Source organism: Brevibacillus sp. GCM10020057 (assembly GCF_042683565.1).
Taxonomy (GTDB): Bacteria; Bacillota; Bacilli; order Brevibacillales; family Brevibacillaceae; genus Brevibacillus.
The window spans coordinates 871167-894743 of the sequence record NZ_JBHUJW010000043.1 but is presented as its reverse complement, the minus strand read 5'-3'; the positions used below and the strand labels follow the sequence as shown (position 1 = coordinate 894743).

Here is a 23577-nt window from a genome sequence, read left to right as displayed (position 1 = left end):
ACCACACAGGCAAAGGCGGTGAACGCAGGTGGATCGACAGCCAAGAAAGGTCATCCTGGTGACGGATGGAGACCATGTCGCACAAAAAGCAGTCGAGATGGTCGCCAAAGAGTTGGGAGGTCGGTGCATTTCGCTTTCTGCCGGTAATCCGACGCCATTGCGGGGGAGTCAGATGGTGGAGTTGATCAAGATGGCTCCCCATGACCCCGTCCTCGTCATGTTTGATGATAACGGCGACTTTGGGAGAGGGAGGGGAGAGCGGGCAATCGAGTATCTGGTCAAACATCCGGACATCGAGGTGATCGGCGCCATCGCAGTTGCCTCCAACACGCGGCTCGTCCAGGGAGCGACCGTCGCCTACTCCGTCGACAACAGCGGACGCATCGTGGAGGAAGCGGTGGACAAAGACGGCTACGCGAACAAAGAGCTGAAGCATCGCATCTATGGGGATACGGTAGATATCCTGAATGCACTGCAGGTGCAAAATGTGATCGGCATCGGTGACATCGGCAAAATGGAGGGGAGAGACAGCCTGCAAAATGGATGCCCGATTACCCGCCTCGCCGTGCAGTGGATCTTGGAAAGGAGTGGTACACATGACACAGGTAACGGAAAAACGCCGCCCCATCTCTGACAATGTCGACGAGAACAAGGAGTACCTGAACGACCGGCTGGGCGTCGGCACGAGCTTTGACATCGGCGCTCACGAATATTTCATCGGCAGCACCAAAGTGGTGATGTATTACATAAACGGCTTCGCGGACAGCCACCTCGTCTCGAACATCATGCGCGACCTGAATGACTTGCGCAGCAGAGATGTCCATAGCAATATTTTTGATTACCTGTTCTACAAGTACATCCCGTACTTCCAGCTCGAAAAAGTCACGAAAACCGATGAGTTCATGGACAAGCTGCTGGTCGGACAAGTCGGGCTGATCATTGACCGGTCCAGTGAAGCCATTATCATGGACACGAAAATATTGCCGGTCCGCTCCCCGCAGGAGCCGGACACCGAGCGAATCGTCCGGGGGGCACATGACGGTTTCACCGAAGCGCTGGTCATCAACACTGTACTGACCCGCAGGCGGATTCGGGACGAGAGGCTTCGCTTTGAAATCCTGCAAATCGGCGAGCGTACCAAGACGGACGTAGCTGTGGCATACTTGCAGGATGTCGCCAATCCGCAGATCATCGATACGCTGAAGGAGCGCCTGCAGAACATCCAGATTGACGGGATTCCGATGGCGGAGAAGACGGTGGAGGAATTTATCATCGGGAAGACATTAAACCCGTTCCCCATGGTTCGTTATACGGAGCGGCCGGATGTGGCGGCGGTGCATCTGCTGGAAGGGCACGTCCTGATTTACGTGGACAACTCCCCAAGTGTCATGATCACGCCGGCGACCTACTTTCACCACGTCCAGCACGCTGAGGAGTATCGGCAGACACCTGTGGTAGGGGCATACCTGCGCTGGGTCCGTTTTTTTGGCATCTTCGCTTCCCTTTTCATCTTGCCGATCTGGCTGCTGCTCGTCATGCATCCGTCCATGATACCGGACTCGCTGCATTTTCTGGGCATCAAAAACAAAGGCAGCATTCCGCTGCTGGCGCAATTTTTGCTGGCAGAGGTCGGACTTGACCTGATGCGGATGGCCGCGATTCATACGCCTACGCCGCTGTCGGTGGCGATGGGGTTGCTGGCCGCCATCCTGGTGGGGGATGTGGCGATCAAGGTCGGGTTGTTTGCCCCGGAGATCATCCTCTATTTGGCGGTGGCCGCGATCGGCATGTTTGCGACCCCCAGCTATGAACTCAGTCTCGCCAACCGTCTGGTCCGCATCTTTTTGATCCTCATGGTCGGCTTCTTCGCCACGCCAGGTCTGATGATCGGATTGACCCTCGTGCTGATCGGCCTTGCTACGACGCGTTCGCTCAATACTCCCTATCTTTGGCCCTTCATCCCGTTTAATTACAAAGGGTTCCTGGATGTCATGGTCAGGCTTGCCGTGCCCAGTAAAAACAATCGGCCGAGTATCGTGCGTTCGCAAAATAGTTCCAGGCAATAATATTCTGATAACGCCGATCTACACCCATTGTCAAATGAACGTGCATGTAGTAAATTGATTGGGTAGCCTTATTGCGCTTGGTATGTACGGCAACTGACATCTTGTCGGTTGCCTTTCTCTATAGAAAGTCGACACCTGGCAGAAGAACTGGGAGGAAAGACACATGTTTTTACACGGGACAAGTCGAGTAAATGAGCAAGGACACCTGGAAATTGGCGGTTGTGACACGACACAGCTCGCGGCGCAGTACGGCACGCCGCTCTACGTGTACGACGAAGCACAGATCCGCCGCAAGTGCAGGGATTATATCGAGGCGTTCCGTAAGACCGGCTTCGCCTTCCAGGTAGCCTATGCGAGCAAAGCATTCTGTACGATGGCGATGTGCAAGCTGGTAGAAGAAGAAGGCATGTCGCTCGACGTCGTCTCAGGGGGAGAGCTGTATACGGCGCTTCAGGCGGGATTCCCGGCCGAGCGTATCCATTTTCACGGCAATAACAAGTCGCTGGACGAGATCGTCATGGCGCTCGATGCCCGGATCGGCTGTTTCGTCGTTGACAACTTCTATGAACTGCACCTGCTTGACCAACTGGCTGCCGAGCGCAAAGAAAAGGTCTCGGTGCTGCTGCGCGTGACGCCGGGCGTAGAGGCGCATACGCATGAATACATTTCCACGGGCCAGGTCGATTCCAAATTCGGATTTGACGTGAAACACGGGCAAGCGCTGGAAGCGATGAAGTACGCCTTTGAAAGCAATCATCTTCATTTACTGGGTGTGCACAGCCACATCGGCTCGCAAATTTTCGAGACCGAGGGATTCCTCGTCGCGGTGAAAAAGCTGGCGGAATTGTTAGGCGAAGCGAAGGCGGCGTTTGGTTTCTTGCCGGAAGTGCTGAATGTCGGCGGCGGCTTCGGGATTCGCTACGTGGAGGGGGATACGCCGCAGCCTGCTGAAACGTATATCAAGGCGATCACAGACGCTGTACGGGCAGAACTGACTGCCCGCGACATTCCGCTGCCGGAGTTGTGGATCGAGCCGGGGCGCAGTGTCGTTGGCGACGCCGGCACGACGCTCTACCGGATCGGATCGCAGAAGGAAATTCCAAATGTGCGCAAATACATCGCCGTAGACGGCGGGATGACGGATAATCTCCGCCCTGCCTTGTACCAGGCGGAGTATGAAGCGGCGATCGCCAACAAGATGAACGAGTCTGCTACGGAAGTCGTCTCCATTGCAGGAAAATGCTGCGAATCCGGAGATATGCTGATCTGGGATGTCAAGCTCCCGCCGGCTGTTGCAGGAGACATTTTGGCGGTACCGAGCACCGGAGCCTACGGATATTCGATGTCCAACAATTACAACCGAATAGCGCGGCCGGCCGTCGTCTTCGTCAAAGATGGCGAAGCAGAGCTGGTCGTCAAGCGTGAGAGCTATGCAGACATCATCGGACATGATTTGCTGCCGAAACGGGCCCAGCTGCAGCGTTGAAACGCACTCACACACCGCCTCCCTGACACGATTGGGGAGGCTTTTTGCTGTCTTTATGAATCCTCCACATCCCGTTTACAACAAATTAACGGACGACTGCCATAATGGAGATGGCGAGGAGGAAAGATCCACCATGTGGTCGACGCTTATGCAACGATTCAGACGTTTCCCCTTTTTTTCCCTGGACAGACACCAGTGGATGAAACAAATCCTCTCTCAGGAGATCGAAAAAGGGCGCAGCGTCGTGATGTTTTATGTCGATATTGTCAAGCTGACAGAGCTGGAAAACCGCTACGGCGTCACCGTGGCCAAAAGGGTTCTCCATGCTTTTGAGCGAATTTTGCCTGCCGTCACCCGACAGGTGTTTGATCTTAGGGGAAAATCATTGGCCATCCAGAAGCTGTGGGGAGACGATTACGCGATCTATGTGTCGTTTGGCGGGAGTCTGAATGAGGAAGACTGCCGCTTGCTTTCCATCCACATTCAGGAGCAGGCGGAAAGACAGTTAAATCAGCAGGTGAGCTTTGTCAACAGGGAAGAGCTGAGTGTCCGTATCGGCTACGTGAGGCTTCCGGGGCGTGATCTCGGCAAGGAAATGTACACTTCTGTAAAACGAGCCATACATATGGCGAAATACGGGCTTACTTCGGACGCCTACACGAACATGACGCAATTTCAAAAACTGCTGGCGGAAGAAAACGTGAGCATGAATTTCATGCCCATCGTACATTTGCCGGATGGGCAGACGCTGGGTTGGGAAGCACTGGCGCGGGGGCCGAAAACCAGCCCGTTTGCGTCTCCGGCTGCGCTCTTTCACTATGCGGAGGAGACGAACACGGTGCTTCAGCTCGAGCATCTTTGCCGGAAGCGAGCGATAGAGCAGCTGCGTTATATAAAGCCGCAGCACAAGCTGTTCATCAACCTCGATCCGCGCGCGATGGACGATCCTTTATTGCTGCGCGGGGAGTATTCGCCATGTTTGAACAATACGGCCTGCATCCGCATCATGTCGTGCTGGAAATTACGGAGCGGCACGCAATCACGAATTATGCCGTATTTCGCAAAATCATCGAGGAATACCGGAAAAAAGGCTACCTGATCGCCGTCGATGATGCAGGAGCCGGCTATTCCAGCCTCGAGTCGATCACGGAAATCTACCCTGATTTTATCAAACTGGATATGTCTCTCATCCGCAACGTCGATGTCGACCCGATCAAGCAGGCGTTGCTGGAAACGTTCGTCCAGTTCTCGGAAAAGGTCAAGTGCAAGATTATTGCGGAAGGCATCGAGACACAGAGAGAGCTGGAAACCGTTATGGAGCAGGGTGTCTCATACGGACAAGGGTATTTTCTCGGCAAGCCAGAGAAAGGGATGACGCATGTATGCGGACAGGCGCTGAACGTCCTGCGGCTCATGCAGGAAAAGCGGGCGAGCGAGCAGGGGGAGCCGTTGATTTTCACGCCGACCATGTCGGAAATGCTGGCGAGCACAATCGTCGTGCAAAAGCATGCCAAGGTGCGGCTCGTCCACGAAATCTTCGAGCAAAATCAGCGGATTGAAAGCGTCGTCGTCCTGGAGGAAGGCAAGCCGATCGGACTGGTCATGCGCTTTCAGCTCTATCAAATCCTGGGAGGGCAGTACGGAATCGCTCTCTATTACGAAAGACCCATCTCGCAAATCATGTACGCCAGCCCTCTCATCGCCTCCAAGGACGACAAGCTCGACAAAGTGGCGCGCCGGGCAATGACCCGGGACTTCTTTCATCTGTACGACGTCGTCATCATTACCGGGGAGGAGAACGAGTACATCGGAATCGTGACCGTCCAGCACATGCTGGATAAGATGGCCTCGATCAAGCTGGAGATGGCGACGGCAACGAAAGCAAGCCCTCTCTCCATGTCCATGGCCGGGGTGCGGCTAGGACCGGGCAAGTACGAGAATGCCGAAGCCATCGCGGAGCGGGCGGCTTCTGTGAAGAAGCAGGCGAAGGAACTGACGGGTACGGTGTTCCTCGACGACAGCGATCTGCCCGCAGATGGGGCCTTGCGAACTCTTGAGTAAATTGGACGGCGACCTTCGCGCATGGTAAAATGGGTACGTTAACTTAACGAGGTCTGGAGGCATACATAATGAAAAAAGCGCAAATCACGATGGAAAACGGGAATGTTATCGAACTGGAGTTGTACGATCAGGAAGCTCCCGGCACGGTAGCCAACTTTGAAAAATTGGCAAACGAAGGCTTCTACAACGGCCTGACGTTCCACCGCGTCATCCCGGGATTCGTGGCCCAAGGCGGATGCCCGTACGGCACCGGCACCGGCGGCCCTGGCTATACGATCAAATGCGAGACCCAAGGCAATCCGCACAAGCATCTGCGCGGCTCGCTGTCCATGGCACATGCTGGGAAAGACACAGGCGGCAGCCAGTTCTTCATCTGCTACGATTCCTTCCCGCATCTGGATGGCGTTCATACCGTCTTCGGAAAAGTGACTTCCGGCATGGAGCACGTGGATGCGATCAAGCAGGGCGACAAAATGGAGACTGTCAAAGTGTCCGCTGAATAAAAAGGCTTTGTCCAGACACTGGCCGCTGCGTGCGCGCCAGTGTTTTTGCATGCAGCAGGGGGAGCACGAGAAGGCTTGTAAGCCTATCAGACTGCTGGTATGCTAGAAGGTAGACGATTTTTCGAGGAGGAACCCATGGATCTTTTTCATTTTGAGTGGGAGACGGTGCCGTTTCGCATGATCGCGTTCGTCATTGCATTCTCCTTGCATGAATGGGCACACGCGTTTGTCGCCTGGAAACTGGGGGACAATACGGCAAAGGACCAGGGACGGTTGACTGTCAATCCGATTCCTCACATCGATCCGTTCGGCCTGATCCTCATCTTGTTCGGGCCTTTTGGCTGGGCCAAGCCAGTGCCGATCAATCCGCTGCATTTTCGCGGCAACAAGCGGCTGGGGATTGTGTACGTGTCCGCTGCAGGTCCGCTGATCAATTTGGTGCTCGCCTTTCTGTTTATGGTTCTGTACGGATGGATCACTCAGGCAGGCTATTTGAATGATACCGAATCGAAGCTGACGATCGCCTTGAATGAGACATTGGTGAATTGCGTCTTGATCAACTGCGCCCTGTTCGTTTTCAATCTCCTCCCGATTCATCCTTTGGACGGATCGAAAATCATCCGTTTCCTTTTGCCGCGCAAATGGGATCGATTTTTTTACAATCTGGAGATATACGGGCCGTGGGTTTTGTTGCTGCTCATTTTCCTGCCGGCCGTACGCGGCGTCGTATTGAATGTGCCTTTGAGCTTCGTCGTCGTTAGCCTCGACCAACTGGCAGGGCGGATTTTATCGCTGTTTTGATGAAGAAACGAGGGAGTATTTGTGGCTTACAGCATCAAACTGGATTCCTTTGAGGGGCCGCTCGACCTGTTGCTCCATCTGATCGAAAAGGCCGAAGTGGATATTTACGACATTCCCATCGCGGAAATAACGGAGCAGTATTTGGCGACGATCGATACGATGCAGCAGCTCCAGCTGGATGTGGCGAGTGAGTTTGTCGTCATGGCGGCGAGCCTCCTCTCGATCAAAAGCAAGATGCTGCTGCCAAAGAAAGAGGAGCAGATCTACCAGCAGCAGCTCCTCGATATGGATGTGGAGGAAAACGATCCGCGCGAAGAGTTGGTTCAGCGCCTTCTGGAATATAAGCGTTACAAAATGCTGGCGGAACAGCTGCGGGAAATGGAAATCGGCCGCAACCGGGTGTTTACGCGACCGGCTGAAAATCTCGCTCCCTACATAAAAGAGGAGGAGCACACCGTCAAGGACGTGACGATCTACGACCTGATCTCGGCCCTGGAAAAGCTGGTGAAAAAGAGCAAAGACAAGCAGCAGCCCATCACCAAAGTATCGCGGGACGAGGTATCCATCAAGGACCGGATGACGGAAATCCGTCAATTAGTGCGGGTAGGCGGCGGGATGATCCGCTTTTCGCAGCTGTTTTCCCGCCGGGCGACGCGAGCGGAGATCGTGACGAGCTTCCTTGCCCTGCTGGAGCTGATGAAAGCAAAGGAAATTACCTGTATCCAGAACCAGCTGTTCCAGGACATCATGATTTGTGAGAACACGACGAAAGGAGCCCATACGGATGGACTATGACAAGCTGAAAGGCGTCATTGAGGGCTTGTTGTTCATTTCGGGTGACGAAGGCATAGACGCCAAGGAAATCAGCGAGATTATCGGGATATCCGAAGATGAAGTCATCGACCTGATCGAGGACATGAAGGCCGATTTCAAGCGGGCAGGCAGAGGCATCCAGATCGTGGAGGTCGCACGCGCCTACCAGCTGACGACCTTGCCGGAGCACGTCCCGTATTTTGAACGCCTGGCTGCTTCGCCGAGTCAGTCGACGCTCTCCCAGGCTGCGCTGGAGACGCTCGCGATCATCGCGTACAAGCAGCCTTTGACCCGCTCGGAAATCGAAGAAATTCGCGGGGTCAAATGCGAGAAAGCGCTCAATACGCTGCTGTCGAAGCAGCTGATTCGCGAAGCCGGTAGGGCGGAAGGAATTGGTCGCCCCATTTTGTACGCGACGACCAAAGACTTTTTGGAACACTTCGGCTTGCGGGAATTGACGGACCTGCCGGAACCGCCGGTCAACCTGGACATCGAGGAAGCCCGCATGGAAGCAACCGCGCTCTTTGGAAAAGGAACTGAAGGAACAGGCGACTAGCTGCGCCGGGACTGTTTTTTCGTACTAATCGACGACTCGTCCCCATATACATGGTACAAACCTGTGCATCGTTGTACTTTGTAATGGGGAGGACGTTTATGAAGGTGCGAAAATGGCTGTCCGGCGTGCTTGTCGCTTTTCTTTTTATACAGACTTTATGGCTGACGGTTCCGGATGCGATGGCGGCGGCAAATGCGCCCGAGCTGTCTGCGGAGAGCGCTGCGCTGATTGACGTGGCGAGCGGACGTATCCTCTACGCGAAAAATGGCACGAAAAAAATGAGAATTGCCAGTTTGACCAAGACGATGACGGCAATTGTGGCGATCGAGTCGGGAAAGCTGGATCAGGTGGTCACCGTCCCGCCAGAGGCGGTGGGGGTCGAGGGCTCATCCATTTACTTGAAGAAAAACGAAAAGCTGACGCTGGAGGAGCTCCTGTACGGACTGATGCTCCGCTCCGGAAATGACGCTGCCGTGGCGATTGCGACGCACGTAGGAGGCTCCGTGCCCGGCTTCGTCTACATGATGAACGAAAAGGCGGCGCTGATCGGGATGAACCATACGCACTTCACCAATCCGCACGGGCTTGACGACAGCAACATGCACTACTCGACGGCGGAGGACATGGCGAAGCTGTCTGCCTACGCCTTGCGCAATCCCGTATTTCGCCAGATCGTCTCCACGAAGGTGAAGGACATCCCGTGGGAAGGGGAGCAGTGGAATCGGCGGCTGCTCAACAAAAACAAGATGCTCCACCTGTACGACGGGGCAGACGGCGTAAAGACCGGCTACACGAAGCTGGCGAAGCGTTGCCTGGCTGCCTCGGCGACCCGTGACGGACGACAGCTCGCCACCATTACGCTAAATGCTGCGGACGACTGGAACGATTCGGCCAAACTGCTCGATTGGGGATTTGCCAACTTCCCGCTGAAAGAACTGGTAGGACAAAAGGAGACGGTCATACCGGATACGCCGGCTACATTGGCGGCAGGAACGCATCTGGTGTCGATGAACGCGTTCCGCTACCCGCTGATGCAGGAGGAGACGGCGAATATCCGCAAGCGCATCGTGCTGGGAGAGTCGGTCATTGACAGGAAGATGAATGGGCAGATCGTCGGATTTATGCAAATTTATTTGCAGGACAACATGATCGGGCAAGTGCCGCTGCTGGTCAGCGTGGATGAGCCGACGATGAGTCAGCCGCAAGAGAACCGCACATTCTGGAAGCAATTGTGGCAACTCGTAGCGGGGGGGCTGTGGAGTGCTTAACGTCATCTGGCTCGCCCTGATCGTTATCAGTATTGCGGTAGCTGCCATAAACGGTCGCATGGAAGCGATCAATCAGGCCGCTTTTGAAGGTGCCAAGACAGGAGTCACGGTCTGCTTTGGCCTCCTGAGCGTGCTCGCCTTCTGGATGGGACTGATGCGGATTGCGGAAAAATCCGGTTTGCTGGAAATTTTGGCGCGGGCGATGTCGCCGATCATCCACCTGCTTTTCCCCGACGTCCCCAGTGGGCATCCGGCGATCGGCTACATTCTCTCCAACATGAGCGCGAATCTGCTCGGCTTGGGGAACGCCGCGACACCGATGGGTCTGAAGGCGATGGAGGAGTTGCAAAAGCTGAATCCTAACAAACAGGTCGCCTCACCCGCGATGTGTACGCTGCTTGCCATCAACACGGCCAGCATCACGATCATACCGACCACCATGATTGCCATTCGTATGCAGTACGGCTCTGCCAACCCTGTAGAGATCGTCGGGACGACGCTGCTCTCGTCCTTTGGCGCTACGATTGTCGCGTTGCTCCTCGACCGCTGGTATCGTTACCGCCATGCGAGACGTCACCGTTAGGGAGGGACCGTATGTACAAATGGGTATCCCTGATTTCGCTCTGGGCCATTCCCGTCACCATCTCTTTCGTTCTGCTCTACGGTTGGCGCAGACAGATTCCGGTATACGAGACTTTCGTCGAGGGAGCAAAAGGGGGGCTGTCGACGACAATCCGTATCCTCCCGCACCTGATCGCCATGATGGTAGCCGTGACGATGTTCAGGGAATCCGGTGCTCTCGATTTGCTCCTTGGCATGATGAAGCCGTTGCTCGACTGGATGCACTTCCCGGAGGAACTGGTTCCTTTGGCGCTCTTGCGGCCGTTGACCGGAACGGGGTCTCTCGCGATTGCCACGGACCTGATCGCCCAATACGGCCCCGATTCCTTCCTCGGGCGCCTGGCCGCTACCATGCAGGGGAGCACGGATACGACACTGTACGTGCTGACGGTCTACTTCGGCGCGGTAGGAATCCGCAACTCCGCGTACGCGCTGAAGGTGGGTCTCTGGTCCGATCTGGCTGGCGTGATTTTCTCGCTCCTCATCGTTTCTTATGTTTTTTCATAAGAAAAAGACAATGAAGGGAAAAAACTTCCTCGCTTTGGGGAAGTTTTTCCCTTTTCCTTGTCCACACTGGTAAGAATGGGTATGATGTTGGAGAGGTGATCCGAGATATGGAACGTTTACAGAAAGTATTGGCACACGCTGGAGTCGCCTCTCGTCGCCATTGTGAAGAGTTGATCGTGCAAGGCAAGGTGCAGGTAAATGGCAAAGTGGTGCAGGAGCTGGGGACGAGGGTCGACCCGGCGACTGACAAAATCACGGTCAACGGAAAGCCGATCCGCATCGAGCAGCACGTCTACCTGATGCTATACAAGCCGACCGGCGTCATCACCAGTGTATCCGATCCGCAGGGACGACGTGTGGTGACCGACTTGTTAAAAGGGGTAAAAGAGCGGGTGTATCCGGTTGGCCGCCTCGATTACGATACGTCCGGGCTCCTTTTGCTGACCAACGATGGCGACCTTGCCAACCGGCTGGCGCATCCGAGCTACGAGATCGACAAAGTATACCGCGCCTGGGTGCGAGGCGTGCCCAGTCAGGACAAAGTAAAAATGCTGGCGACGGGCATACGGCTGGAGGACGGGATGACAGCACCAGGCGAGGCGCGCTTGCTCAAAGCGACAGCAACCAAAGACAAGGCGTTGATCGAGTTGACCATCCACGAAGGGCGCAACAGGCAGGTCAGACGGATGTGCGAAGCGATCGGCCACCCCGTCGTGACGCTCGAACGCATCCGCCTTGGCTTTTTGACGCTGGAAGGTCTTGAGCCGGGACAGTACCGACCGCTTACGAGCGCGGAAGTGGAAAAGCTGAAACAGGGACTTGTCCAGACCCGAAAGAGCAGACCGCGCCAACGCTGATTCGTTCAAAATCTGTTCATAAGTTATGCGCTGTCGGAAAAACTAGGAACGCTATAATAGAAAGGAAAAACATTGCAAGTCTATCAGCAGTAGATGGGAGTTAGGGCTACATGAACAAAAGCAATCGTACATACATACGCGTCGCCGTGCTGGGCATCTTGCTCGTGGCTCTTGTCTTCGCACTCTATTCCAGCTTTGTAAAGGACCCGAACGCGGTGAAAGTGGGGAAGGCCGCTCCAAACTTCAGCCTTCAGCAGTTGAACGGCCCGGCGCTGACGCTTGGTGACCTGAAGGGGAAAGGCGTCGTCCTCAACTTTTGGGGGACGTGGTGCGAACCCTGTAAAAAGGAAATGCCCGCTTTGCAGCAGAAGTACAACGAGTTCAAGGACAAGGGACTTGTTGTCGTCGGCGTCAATATCGGAGAAACTCCTGTCGCCGTCGAACCGTTCGTCAAACAGTTCGGCGTGACCTTTCCGATTCTCATGGACAGCGAATCCCAAATTACCAAGCTGTATCGCATCGGTCCGATCCCGTCGACTTTTTTTATCTCGCCGGACGGGAAAGTCGAAGAAATTTTTCTCGGCCAAATGAACGAAGCGATGATTACCGAAAAAGTGAGGAAAATTTTGCCGTAAGCGAGGAGCAATATGGATCAGCGAAAATGTGAATGTGGACATACCAATCCCATCGGGACGCTGCTCTGCGAATCTTGCGGCAAGCCGCTTGACGTTGAGATTGAGCAGACAGAATTTCCGGACATGCGCTACGAAGGGATGGCGCGCCGTTCCCAGACGTATACGCGAAAATTGATCGACCGCGTCTGGAACTGGTTTTCTTCCGTCAAAGTTGCAATCGGCATCATTCTCGTCCTGCTGGTTTCATCTGCGGCAGGAACGCTCTTTCCGCAACAGCAATACATACCTGTGCCCGTGCCGACCGAAGCGGATGTTGCCCGCTTTTACACGGATACATACGGAAAGCTCGGCACGATCTACTACGAGCTCGGCTTTCACAACCTGTATTCTTCCTGGTGGTTTGTGACGCTGCTCGTCATGCTGGGGACCTCCCTCGTGATCTGCAGTCTCGACCGGGTCATTCCGCTGTACAAAGCCTTGTCCAAGCCCCGACTCAATCAGCACAAATCATTTTTGAAGGGACAGAAAATCTTCTCCGAAGGCCAGCTTCCAGCAGGAGCCAGTCAGGAGGAGCTGCTGGAAGCTGCCGCACAGACGCTGCAAAAGAAGGGTTATCGGATCTTTACGACCGACCGCGCGCTCTTGGCAGAAAAAGGAAGGTTTAGCCGCTGGGGTCCGTACGTGAACCACATCGGGTTGATTATTTTTTTGATCGGTGTCCTGATGCGCAACATTCCGGGCTTTTACATGGATGAATACGTCTGGGTGCGGGAAGGCCAGACGGTTGCCATACCGGAAACGCCGTACTATGTGAAGAATGTCGAATACCATACGGAATACTGGTCCGAAAGCGAGATGCCGCAAAAGCTGGACTTGCAAGGCGGTGTCATTCCCAAAAACTTTCAGACCGATGCTGTGCTGTACGTGAACAAAAACGCCGGTCTGCCGGGCGCCGAGCCGGATCTGGCAGAAGTCAAAAGCGGGCCGATTGTGGTCAACCACCCGATGGAGCACGAAAGTTTATACCTGTACCAATCGGGTGTGCAGGAAATGCAGCTGGGCGCGCTCAACTTCGACGTGATCGACCAAAAGAACGGCGGCAAACTGGTCGGGCAGCTCAAGGTGGATTTGTACGATCCGCCGAAGGAACAAAAAATCGGCAATGGCGTTGTAGTCCGCACGCTGGATTACTTCCCTGATTTCATGATGGGGTCGGACGGCAAGCCGGCGACCAAGACGAACCTGCCGAAGAACCCGATGGTGGCACTGGAGATCGTGGGGGAGAACGGGAAAGTCGCGGAAAAATCGGTCTACCTCCAAGGCACCGTCATCACGCAAAAATCAAACCCGCAATATGGACTGGTCATCCGCAAGCCGGATCTGATCGACATTACCGGATTGAATGTGCGGGTGGACAAGGCAGTACCGCTGATCTACTTCGGCTCGATCATCTTCATGATCGGGGTAGTAATGGGCTTTTTCTGGCAACATAGACGCATTTGGGTCCAGTTCCAGGAAGATCACGTGATGCTGGCGGGGCACACCAACAAAAACTGGTTTGGCCTGCGCAGGGAAATTCAGGGGTTGATCGAGCAGACGGAGCTACCGCTCGCCATCGAAGATAAAGCAAAGGTATAATAGCTTCAAGGAGGGACACTCGACGTGCAGCTCATCCAATTGAGTGACTGGTTGTTGGATCTTGCATTTCTGCTCTACGTGCTCTCGTCCATCCTTTTCGTCGTTGCCATGACGGGAAAGAATTGGGCGGGACGCGACCCCAAGCTACATGAAAAGCGTTTTGGCGGCATCGCCTTCTGGCTTGCCGCAATCGGATTCCTCGCGCAGACAGGCTATGTCGTGACGCGCTGGATCGGGGGCGGGCACAGCCCGACCAGCAACATGTTTGAGTTCATGGCATTTTTGGACTACTGTATTATTATTGCCTATCTGATTATTTACCGGATTTACAAGCTGACTGTGATCGGTGCTTTCGTATTGCCGCTCGGGGTCATCATGCTGGCGTACTCGTACGTGTTTCCCGCAGAGGTCACCCCGTTGATTCCATCTTTGCGAAGCTACTGGCTGCACATTCACGTGACGACTGCTGCCCTGGGCGAAGGCATTTTGGCGGTAGGCTTCGCGGCGGGTCTGATGTATCTGATCCGCACCGTTCCGCAGGACGTCTCCACAAAAAGCACAAAATGGCTGGAGGTCGTTCTCGCCGTCGTACTGATGCTCGTAGGGTTTATCGGAATGCAGTCGACGTTTGCGCGGATGGATCAAAAGACCGTGTTTGAAATGAACAAGGAGACGCAAAACGCGCTGGGACAAATGGAAAAGGCGCAGGTCGTATACACGATGCCGGCCATCGTCGCGCCAGCAGATGCGACGATCATCAAGCAGGGTCCGATGTCTCCGCTGTTTTCCGCTCCCTCCTGGATGGAAGGCAAAGACGCTGCCCGCAAATTGAATACGATGATCTGGTCGGTTCTGACAGGTGTGGTTCTGTACGGCCTTATGCGCGTCATTTTCCGCAAGCGACTGGGGGTGCTCATCCGGCCTTCTGTCGACGGGATTGAGCCGGAGCTGCTGGACGAGATCAGCTACCGCGCCATCAGTATCGGATATCCGGTCTTTACGCTCGGCGCGCTCATTTTCGCCATGATTTGGGCACAGGAAGCATGGGGCCGCTTTTGGGGTTGGGACCCGAAAGAAGTGTGGGCGCTCATCGTCTGGCTGTTCTACAGTGCTTATTTGCACCTGCGGCTCTCGCGCGGATGGATCGGGGCAAAATCCGCCTGGATGTCCGTCATCGGCTTTGTCATCATCCTGATTACACTGGTCGTAGTCAATCTGGTTATTGCCGGCTTGCATTCCTACGCTGGCGTGTAATCCATCCGAAAAAAGCTGGTCGAGGTACCAGCTTTTTGGGCTATCTTCCATCAGTTTACGATATCAAATGGCTAAGAGGTGTTGGGTATGGAGAAATTGGCACGTATCCTGGTTGTGGACGACGAAGAACGCATCCGACGTCTGCTCAAAATGTATCTGGAGCGGGAAAACTTCCTGATCGATGAAGCGGACAACGGAGAGGCTGCCGTCGAAATGGCAATAGGCAGCGATTACGACATCATTCTCCTGGACCTGATGCTGCCAGGGATGGATGGAATCGAGGTCTGTCAACGGATACGCGAGTTCAAGGCTACACCGATCGTCATGCTGACAGCCAAAGGAGAGGAGACGAACCGCGTACACGGCTTTGAAGCAGGGGTGGATGACTACGTCGTAAAACCGTTCAGCCCCCGCGAAGTCATGTATCGGGTAAAGGCAATTCTTCGGCGTTCTTCGGCTACTGCCTACCTGAAAACAGAAACCTTTAACAGCCACTCTGTACTGGTCTTCCCTGAACTGACCATTGATCACGATGCGCACAAGGTCATCGCCAGCGGCCAGGAAGTGAGCCTGACACCAAAAGAATACGAGCTGCTGCACTATCTGGCGCTTTCTCCTGACAAAGTGTTCACCCGCGAGGAACTGCTCAAGGATGTGTGGCATTACGAGTTTTTCGGGGACCTTCGCACCGTTGACACACACATTAAACGTTTGCGTGAAAAATTGAACCGCGTTTCTCCGCAGGCAGCCAACATGATCGCTACCGTGTGGGGGGTCGGTTACAAACTAGAGGTGCCAAAATAACGTGGATGTCTTCTATCGAAGCGTTGTCGGAAAGCTTTGGATGACGATCATTGCCTTGTTCGCTTTGGTCCTGACGATATTCAGCCTGCTTATCGTGCAATCCTTTGACAGCTTTTATACCAAACGCCAGACCCAGAATCTGCAGGATCTGGCGGAAGGCTTGTCAAGCGCCATTTCAGCGAGCAAAGATTCAAAAGGCGCATTGGAGATGGCTGCCACGTTTGGCGTTGTCCACCATACGGGTTTGGTCGTTTTGAACGATCGGAAGCAGTTGATCGGAAAGAGCGATGCGAAAGGTCTGCCTGCCATTGCACTGGACGATTTGCTGGCGGCACAGGATTTGAAGCTGCAGGACGCTTTCGCAGGGAAGCACCCTGCGCCTGTGCGCATTTATTTGCCTACAGGCTCCAGCGATCCGAACAACCCGAATGCAAACGTACAGATTATCGCTGTCGCCGTACCGATGGAGTATTCCGCCGGAAAGCACGGCTCGGTCGTCATGTACCAGGCGAACGAAGACTTTGATGATACGGTGAACGAAGTACGATTTCTTATTTTTGTCGTGGGCGTGATCGCTTTTGTGTCAACGACGGTGTTTGCGTTTTTCCTCTCCTCGAGGATTACGATTCCTTTGCGCCAGATGAAGGAAACGGCTCACCGCATTGCAGAAGGCGATTTTCATGCAGAGATCCCGATTCGTACGGGAGATGAGATGGGGGAGCTGGCGGCGTCATTCAATACGATGGCAGCCCGCCTCAATCAGCTCGTGGATGCCCTCTCCAAGGAGAAGGAGCAGCTTGCGAGTGTGCTTCGCAGCATGGTGGACGGCGTCGTGATGATCGATGCGGAGGGCAAGATCGCACTGACCAATCCACCGGCAGAACGTTTTTTGCGCGACTGGAAGTTCGAGCATCCGGATGAACCGGTTCCATTATTCTCGATCTATCAGCAGGTCGTTCAAACAGGACAGGAAGTGACAGAGGACATTCCGCTTCAAGGGCGGATCTGGGCACTCGTCATGGTTCCCGTAAACGATCGCGAGCAAATTCGCGGTGCCGTAGCCGCTTTGCGCGATATGACGCAGGAGCGCAAACTTGACAAGATGCGCAACGACTTCGTTGCCAACGTTTCGCATGAGCTGCGGACGCCTCTTTCCATGCTGCAAGGCTACAGCGAGGCGATCGTCGACGATATCGCTACGACACCGGAAGAGCACAAGGAGCTGGCACAGATCATCTACGACGAATCAGTGCGGATGACCAAGCTGGTCAACGAGCTGTTGAGCCTCGCTCGCATGGAGGCTGGCCATGTCGAGCTGTTTTGGGAATCGATAGAGCTGCGGCCCTATTTGCAGCGGATTCAGCGCAAGTTCACAAACCTTGCGAGAGAGCGCGACATTCATCTGCTGCTCGATATGTCGACCTCTCACAACGATATCTATATCGATCCAGACCGCATGGAGCAGGTGTTAACCAACCTGATTGACAATGCATTGCGGCATACACCGGCAAAAGGCAGCGTGACCATCCGGGCGCGCGGAGACAAGACCTTGCTGCTAGAAATCAGCGACACGGGCAGTGGCATTCCACAGGAAGATCTGCCGTTTGTATTTGAACGCTTCTACAAAGCCGACAAGGCGCGTACGCGCGGTCGGGTAGGAGGGACGGGCCTTGGCCTTGCGATCGCGAAGAACATTGTCGAGGCGCACGGCGGGACCATCAGCGTACAGAGCAAAGTGGGAGAAGGAACGACGTTTACCATTGCCTTGATGTTGCAATCGAAAACAATAGGAGTGTAGAGAGAAATGATCAAGACGATCTTGTTTGATGTTGACGGGGTTATGCTCAGTGAAGAACGCTACTTTGACGCTTCTGCCTTGACGGTATGGGAGTTGCTTTACAGCCCGCAGTATTTGGGGCTGAAAGGCGATTCCTTCACCCCTGCGCCGGCAGAGTCTGACATCCGGCGCGTGCGCGAGCAAGTATTTGCCAAGGACGAAGTGCTCCATTTCATTAAAGCACGGGGAATCAACTCCAACTGGGACATGGTATTCCTGACTTTCTCCTATCAGCTGATCCGTTTGGTAGAGGCGCTGCAAGACAAGCTGGGCGAGAAAGTCACCGGACTGCTCAAAGGACAGGTAGACCGGGAGCAGCTCGTCCGGTTGCGAGAATGGGGTGCATCCTTCGCACCTGATTTTGCTGTCGACTACGCGGCATTTACAGCCGATTTTGCAAAAGGGTCTGCACAAAAAGCGGAAATGCTGCTCTATCTGAACCAGATCGCCCGCGAACGGTGCGGGGTAGAGACGGACATGTTCTCCCGCAACAGCGATCTGTGGCAGCTCTGTCAGCAGACTTTCCAGGAATGGTATCTCGGAGACGAGCGGGTAGCGGCTTCCATCGGGAGAGAGACGATGCAGCCGGGGAAAAAAGGCTTTTTGACAGACGAAATCCCGATCGTCCCGCCGGCCGAAATGATCGAGCTGTTCCGTACGCTCAAGGAAAAGGGGTATATGCTGGGGATTGGAACAGGCCGTCCGACCATCGAGACGCATGTGCCGCTTTCGGAAATCAAGGTGCTCGAATGGTTTGATCCTGATCGTGTCGTGACAGCCTCCCATGTCCTGGAGGCAGAAGAGGAGTATCCGGAGCTGGCGCCAATGTCCAAGCCTCACCCGTTTTCCTATGTAAAAGGTTTGCTCGGACTGTCTACACCAAACAGCGATGTCGTCAACTTTTCCCTGCCGATTGCGAATGGGGAAGAAGTGCTGATCGTCGGAGACTCGCCGGCAGATTTCCTGGCAGCGCGTTCCATTGGCTGCAAATTCGCGGCTACCCTCACCGGGCTGTCCGGTCAGGAGGCGCGGGCAAAATTTGAAGAAGTGAAAGCCGATTACATCCTCAATGATGTCCGGGAGATTCTCTCTATTTTGGAATAGCAAAAAGCCTCCGCTGGCTGATCCGGCGGAGGCTTTTTGCGTCTGTGTGTCTTATACCCACTCGAGCGAAGAATAGCGCAGCATAAGGCAGTCCTCCTTACCAGATAAAATAGCGCAAATATACATACAAGTGGGAGATGACGATCGAGAGGGTCATCAAAGGAAATGCCAGCTTCAGAAAACCGGTAAAGCTGATGTTGTACCCTTCTTTGGCAGCGAGTCCGGCGACGATCACGTTGGCGCTGGCACCGATCAGTGTGCCGTTTCCTCCCAGGCAGGCGCCAAGGGCGAGGCTCCACCAGAGCGGCTCCAGATTCGTGATACCGAGCGCGCCCATTTCCTTGATCATCGGAATCATCGTCGCCACGAACGGGATATTGTCGACGAACGCGGAGGCGATTGCACTCAACCACAAAATGAGCAAGGACGTATGCAGCGATTCCCCGCCGGTCAGCTTGATCGCTTCGGCTGCGAGCTTGGCAATCGTACCGGTTTCTACCAGACCGGACACGAGCACAAACAGGCCGATGAAGAAAAAGATCGAGTTCCACTCGACTTTGCTGATCGCATCCTCTAAATAGTGCTCGCCTGTCAGGAGAAGCAGGAGGAAGGCCCCCGTCAGGGCGATCGTGGCAGTTTCCAGATGCAAGGCGCCGTGCAGCATGAAGCCGATGATCGTCAATGCCATGACAGTCAAAGACTTTTTCAGCAGAACGACATCGGTGATCTCGTCGCGCTCGTTTAACTCCATGATTTTGGCGCTAAGCTCCGGAGAAGTGACCAGATGTTTGCGGTAAATGAAGACAAAACAAAGGATCGTCACAGCCATAATGATGATGATGACCGGGGTCAAATTCAGCAGAAAGGCCATAAAGTCCAGCTCGGGCACGGCGCTGCCGATCATGATGTTCGGGGGATCGCCGATCAAGGTAGCGGTTCCGCCCGCATTTGAGGAGATAATCTCGCTAATGAGAAACGGGATCGGGTTCAGCTGCAGCTGGCGGGCGATGCTGAACGTGACGGGAACGATCAGCAGCACAGTCGTCACGTTGTCCAGAAAGGCAGAAGCGACAGCCGTGATGATGCTCAGGTAGACGAGAATGCGGATCGGCTTACCTTTGGCGGCTTTGGCCGCACGGATCGCGACGTATTTGAAAATGCCGGTCTGGGCCGTGATCGTGACGAGAATCATCATGCCGATGAGCAGGCCGAGCGTATTGAAGTCAATGTGATGGAGAGCTTGCTCCTGCGTGACGATCCCGAACAGGACCATAAGGATGCCGCCTGACATCGCTACGATGGTGCGATGGAGCTTCTCGCTGATGATAAAGGCATAGGTCACCAAAAAGATGCCGATGGCGAATAACGCCTGATTGGACATAGGAGTCTCCTTTCTTTTACATATTCATCTTGTCCATTATAACGATAGGGAAAATCAGGGTAAAGAAAAAGACCCGGCACAATGGCCAGGTCCCTTGCAGCAACCCCCGTGGAAAAGGTTACAGCTCGATTTGTGTAACGCTCTTGACTTCTGCCAGTTCGCCCATCGTGTCGAGCAGCTCGGCAGTCAATGGTTTGTCGACGGACAGCATCATGATCGCGTCCCCGCCTACATCACGGCGTCCCACCTGCATGGTTGCGATGTTGACGTTGTTTTCGCCGAGGATGGAACCGACACGCCCGATGACACCGGGACGGTCGTTGTGGTGGATGTAGAGCAGGTATCCTTCCGGTGCGACGTCGATCGCGTAATCGTCGATTTTCACGATGCGGGCGCCGTAGCCGTTCAGACGTGTGCCGGCGACAGTGCGTGTCTCCTGCGACGTTTTCAGGGATACGGTCAGGAGGTTCGTAAAGCCTTTGTTTTGCGCGGCCTTTTGCTCAGTTACCGTGATGTCGCGTACTTTGGCCAGCAGAGGGGCGTTCACGAAGTTCACTTCTTCGCCAAGGCGGAACGAGAGAACGCCTTTCAGCACGGTGCGAGTCAATGGCGATGTATCGACATCGGTCAGTTCGCCGCTGTATTTAATCTCGATCTCGGAAATGGAGCCAACGGTCACTTGTGCGAGGAAGTGACCCAGCTTTTCGCCGAGAGTGAAGTACGGCTGCACTTTTTCCATTACGTGAGCAGGGATGGACGGCAGGTTTACCGCGTTTTTGAACGGCTGGCCGCGCAGCACCTTGAGAATTTCCTCCGAAACGTCGACGGCTACGTTTTCCTGCGCTTCGATCGTGGAAGCACCCAGGTGAGGGGCAGTGACGACTTTCGGATGTCCGACCAGCGGGTTGTCAACAGGCGGCTCGACCTCGTACACGTCGAGAGCGGCACCCGCTACTTTGCCAGTGGTGATCGCTTCGTACAGGGCTTTCTCGTCGATGATTCCGCCGCGCGCGCAGTTGATGATGCGCACGCCGTCTTTCATTTTCGCAAATTCGCGGGAGCTGATGATGTGGCGCGTTTCCTTCGTCAGCGGCGTGTGGACAGTGATAAAGTCCGCCGCGCGGCAAATTTCATCGACCGTAGAGTGAATGACGCCCAGTTTTTGTGCGCGTTCTTCGGTCAGGAACGGGTCGTAGCCCATGACGGTCATTCCGAATGCTTTCGCGCGTTTGGCTACCTCGCTGCCGATGCGGCCCATGCCAAGGATGCCCAGTACTTTTTTGTTCAGTTCGACACCTTGGAAGCTTTTGCGATCCCATGTTCCGTCGACCAGCTTTTTGTGCGCTTGCGGAATGTTGCGGGCGACGGCCATCAGCATGGCGAAGGTATGTTCAGCCGTGGAGATCGTATTGCCGTCTGGCGCGTTGATGACCGGGATACCGGCTTGGGTGGCGGCGTTAATGTCGATGTTGTCGACGCCGACACCGGCGCGTCCGACGGCTTTCAGCTTTTTGCCGGCAGCGAGCACTTCTGCCGTCACCTGAGTCTGGCTGCGCACGAGCAGAGCATCGTAGTCGCCGATTACCGCGAGCAGGTCGGAAGGGGAGAGGTCGGTTTTGCGGACGACTTCGACGTCAGGCGCGTCCAGCAGTTGTTGAATTCCGTATTCGCTGAGTGGGTCAGTAATGAGAACTTTATACATGTGCAATGAGCACCTCCTGAGCAGCTTTGACACCGGCACCCAGCTCTACTGGCGCACCGATTTTGTGGAGCGACAATTCAATGGCAGCGATGACTTGCAGGACATCGAGCGGCTCGCAATAGCCCATATGGCCGATGCGGAAAATTTTCCCTTTCAGATGCTGCTGTCCGCCCGCGATGGAGATGTTGTAATGCTTGGTCAATGCCTTGCGCATTGCTTCGGCGTCGAATGCGCCTTGCGGATCGCAGGAAGTGACGGTTGTCGCTGCATAAGCGTCGTCCGCCATCAATTTGATGTTCAACGCTCTCATCGCCGCGCGTGTCATGTCACGCATCAGCTCGTGGCGTTTGACGATGGCAGGCAAGCCTTCTTCTTCCATGATGTCGAGCACTTCCGCGAGGCCGTAGATCAGGGAGACAGCAGGTGTATAAGGCGTCGTTTGATCTTTCAGGCTCTTGCGGTATGCTTTCAGATCGAGGTAGAACGCCAAGGACTTGTTGTTTTCGATGATGGACCATGCCCGCTCGCTTGCAGCCAGGAAAGCAAGACCGGTAGGGAGCATGAACGCTTTTTGCGAGCCGGTCACGACAATATCGACACCCCAGGCATCCATTTCGCACGGCACGGCGCCCAGGCAACTGACCGCATCGACAATGAAGAGGGCGTCGGATTGCTTGCGGATGACCGCAGCCAGTTCCGGAATCGGGTTTTGTACACCGGTGGATGTTTCGCAATAGGTAGCAAATACGCATTTGACCTGCGGCTTCTCTTTCAGGAATGCATCCAGCAGTTCAGGAGTAACCGCCTCGCCCCATGGCACTTCAAGACGGTGAGCGATGACGCCGTAGCGTTCGCAAATTTTGGCGAAGCGTTCCCCGAAGTTGCCGCTGATCAGAATAGCTGCTTCGTCGCCGGGCTGCAGCGTGTTGACGACGCCCATTTCCAGCGCGCTGGTGCCGCTCCCTGCGATGATGTACACGTCTTGCTGGGTGCCAAAGTATGGCTTCAGACGTTCAGCTGTGCGGGCGAACAGCGCGGAAAACTTGCCGCTGCGGTGCCCCATCATCGGCTGGTTCATCGCTTGCTGTACCCGCGGCGGAATAGGGGTAGGGCCTGGAATTCGCAAGATTTGCTTGTCAGTAAACATGTTCTCTCTCCTCCTGGTTATCAATGCAATAAAAAACCTCCCGTTCCCACACTGCTCCTATTACAGAACAGTGAGGGACGAGAGGCTTTGCTTCGCGGTGCCACCCTCATTTACCCTTCTTCTCTCAAAGAAGAGCCTTGCTAGGTACGTGACCTAAAGAGATAACGGATCAACCGTTCGCGTCTACTGGAGCGATCCTCGTTCGACGCAACAACTCGGAAGTGCTTATCTGTGTGCGGAACCGCCGATTCGCAGCAACCATCGGCTCTCTGAGGGTTTCCTGCAAGCACAGCATTTCTTCGTCATCGCTGTTTCGCAGTATGTGTTTCGTAAGATTTGTACTTACGATACCACGGTGAAAAAGGAACGTCAAGAACAAAAAGCGAAAAAAATGAACAATGTCGATAAAAATGTATTTTTCGTTCGTGAATAATGGTGTATTTTTTCGTATTGAAAAGGTGAAAAACAACCAAAAACCGAACGTTAAGATATTCGTCTCACAAAAACTGGAAAAACCCGAATTTAATGTTCGGTTT

At 54.5% G+C, this 23577-nt stretch carries 22 protein-coding genes and 1 other annotated feature; of the genes, 19 read left to right on the top strand and 3 right to left on the bottom strand.

Annotated features, from left to right (window positions below; translation table 11 throughout):
* The first annotated feature begins 28 nt into the window (after positions 1-28).
* From spoVAEA to ACFSO0_RS17965, 19 genes are all read left to right on the top strand, one after another.
* Positions 29-634, top strand: a complete 606-nt coding sequence (gene spoVAEA / locus ACFSO0_RS18055; protein WP_376882634.1) for a stage V sporulation protein SpoVABEA — start codon at positions 29-31, stop codon at positions 632-634.
* Positions 597-2066 (top strand): spore germination protein, encoded by a 1470-nt coding sequence (locus ACFSO0_RS18050; RefSeq protein ID WP_376882631.1) that lies wholly within the window; start codon positions 597-599, stop codon positions 2064-2066. The genes spoVAEA and ACFSO0_RS18050 overlap by 38 nt, the downstream gene beginning before the upstream one ends.
* Positions 2067-2229: 163 nt before the next feature.
* The gene (gene lysA / locus ACFSO0_RS18045) at positions 2230-3552 is read left to right on the top strand and encodes a diaminopimelate decarboxylase (RefSeq protein ID WP_376882629.1); all 1323 of its coding nucleotides are present in this window, start codon (positions 2230-2232) and stop codon (positions 3550-3552) included.
* A gap of 133 nt (positions 3553-3685) precedes the next feature.
* Positions 3686-4651: an EAL domain-containing protein gene (locus ACFSO0_RS18040; protein ID WP_376882627.1), complete on the top strand. Its 966-nt coding sequence runs from the start codon at positions 3686-3688 to the stop codon at positions 4649-4651.
* Positions 4564-5613: an EAL domain-containing protein gene (locus ACFSO0_RS18035; protein ID WP_376883259.1), complete on the top strand. Its 1050-nt coding sequence runs from the start codon at positions 4564-4566 to the stop codon at positions 5611-5613. The genes ACFSO0_RS18040 and ACFSO0_RS18035 overlap by 88 nt, the downstream gene beginning before the upstream one ends.
* 68 nt (positions 5614-5681) lie before the next feature.
* Positions 5682-6116: a peptidylprolyl isomerase gene (locus ACFSO0_RS18030; protein ID WP_376882624.1), complete on the top strand. Its 435-nt coding sequence runs from the start codon at positions 5682-5684 to the stop codon at positions 6114-6116.
* 135 nt (positions 6117-6251) lie between these two features.
* A complete protein-coding gene (locus ACFSO0_RS18025) occupies positions 6252-6917 on the top strand; it encodes a site-2 protease family protein (RefSeq protein WP_376882622.1) in 666 nt (221 codons plus the stop codon).
* Between the two features lie 21 nt (positions 6918-6938).
* Positions 6939-7712, top strand: a complete 774-nt coding sequence (locus tag ACFSO0_RS18020; protein WP_376882620.1) for a segregation and condensation protein A — start codon at positions 6939-6941, stop codon at positions 7710-7712.
* Positions 7702-8286, top strand: coding sequence for an SMC-Scp complex subunit ScpB (scpB, locus tag ACFSO0_RS18015; RefSeq protein ID WP_376882617.1), 585 nt, complete (start codon positions 7702-7704; stop codon positions 8284-8286). The genes ACFSO0_RS18020 and scpB overlap by 11 nt, the downstream gene beginning before the upstream one ends.
* Before the next feature lie 98 nt (positions 8287-8384).
* Positions 8385-9554: a D-alanyl-D-alanine carboxypeptidase family protein gene (locus ACFSO0_RS18010; protein ID WP_376882615.1), complete on the top strand. Its 1170-nt coding sequence runs from the start codon at positions 8385-8387 to the stop codon at positions 9552-9554.
* A complete protein-coding gene (locus ACFSO0_RS18005) occupies positions 9547-10137 on the top strand; it encodes a nucleoside recognition domain-containing protein (RefSeq protein ID WP_376882612.1) in 591 nt (196 codons plus the stop codon). Before ACFSO0_RS18010 ends, ACFSO0_RS18005 begins: the two co-directional genes overlap by 8 nt.
* A gap of 11 nt (positions 10138-10148) precedes the next feature.
* Positions 10149-10682, top strand: coding sequence for a spore maturation protein (locus tag ACFSO0_RS18000; RefSeq protein WP_376882610.1), 534 nt, complete (start codon positions 10149-10151; stop codon positions 10680-10682).
* A 107-nt stretch (positions 10683-10789) separates the two neighbouring features.
* Positions 10790-11539, top strand: coding sequence for a pseudouridine synthase (locus ACFSO0_RS17995; RefSeq protein WP_376882607.1), 750 nt, complete (start codon positions 10790-10792; stop codon positions 11537-11539).
* A 110-nt stretch (positions 11540-11649) separates the two neighbouring features.
* Entirely contained in the window at positions 11650-12174 is a 525-nt protein-coding gene (gene resA, locus ACFSO0_RS17990; RefSeq protein WP_376882604.1) for a thiol-disulfide oxidoreductase ResA, read from the top strand.
* 12 nt (positions 12175-12186) lie between these two features.
* Positions 12187-13812 carry a cytochrome c biogenesis protein ResB gene (gene resB / locus ACFSO0_RS17985; protein WP_376882602.1) on the top strand — a complete coding sequence of 542 codons (1626 nt, stop codon included), beginning with the start codon at positions 12187-12189 and terminating at the stop codon, positions 13810-13812.
* Between the two features lie 24 nt (positions 13813-13836).
* On the top strand, positions 13837-15066 hold the full coding sequence (ccsA, locus tag ACFSO0_RS17980; RefSeq protein ID WP_376882600.1) for a cytochrome c biogenesis protein CcsA: 1230 nt from the start codon (positions 13837-13839) through the stop codon (positions 15064-15066).
* A gap of 87 nt (positions 15067-15153) precedes the next feature.
* Positions 15154-15870: a response regulator transcription factor gene (locus ACFSO0_RS17975; protein ID WP_376882598.1), complete on the top strand. Its 717-nt coding sequence runs from the start codon at positions 15154-15156 to the stop codon at positions 15868-15870.
* A gap of 1 nt (position 15871) precedes the next feature.
* A complete protein-coding gene (locus ACFSO0_RS17970; RefSeq protein WP_376882596.1) occupies positions 15872-17668 on the top strand; it encodes a HAMP domain-containing sensor histidine kinase in 1797 nt (598 codons plus the stop codon).
* A 6-nt stretch (positions 17669-17674) separates the two neighbouring features.
* Positions 17675-18811, top strand: a complete 1137-nt coding sequence (locus ACFSO0_RS17965; RefSeq protein WP_376882595.1) for an HAD family hydrolase — start codon at positions 17675-17677, stop codon at positions 18809-18811.
* A 97-nt stretch (positions 18812-18908) separates the two neighbouring features.
* Here the strand turns inward: ACFSO0_RS17965 and ACFSO0_RS17960 are convergent, their stop codons facing one another.
* The 3 genes from ACFSO0_RS17960 to ACFSO0_RS17950 form a co-directional block, all read right to left on the bottom strand.
* Entirely contained in the window at positions 18909-20192 is a 1284-nt protein-coding gene (locus ACFSO0_RS17960; protein ID WP_376882593.1) for an ArsB/NhaD family transporter, read from the bottom strand.
* Between the two features lie 118 nt (positions 20193-20310).
* Complete coding sequence (serA, locus tag ACFSO0_RS17955; protein ID WP_376882590.1) at positions 20311-21894, bottom strand: phosphoglycerate dehydrogenase; 1584 nt, start codon at positions 21892-21894, stop codon at positions 20311-20313.
* Complete coding sequence (locus ACFSO0_RS17950; RefSeq protein WP_376882588.1) at positions 21887-23041, bottom strand: pyridoxal-phosphate-dependent aminotransferase family protein; 1155 nt, start codon at positions 23039-23041, stop codon at positions 21887-21889. Before ACFSO0_RS17950 ends, serA begins: the two co-directional genes overlap by 8 nt.
* 70 nt (positions 23042-23111) lie before the next feature.
* Positions 23112-23356 (bottom strand) — a binding site (T-box leader).
* Positions 23357-23577: the final 221 nt, after the last annotated feature.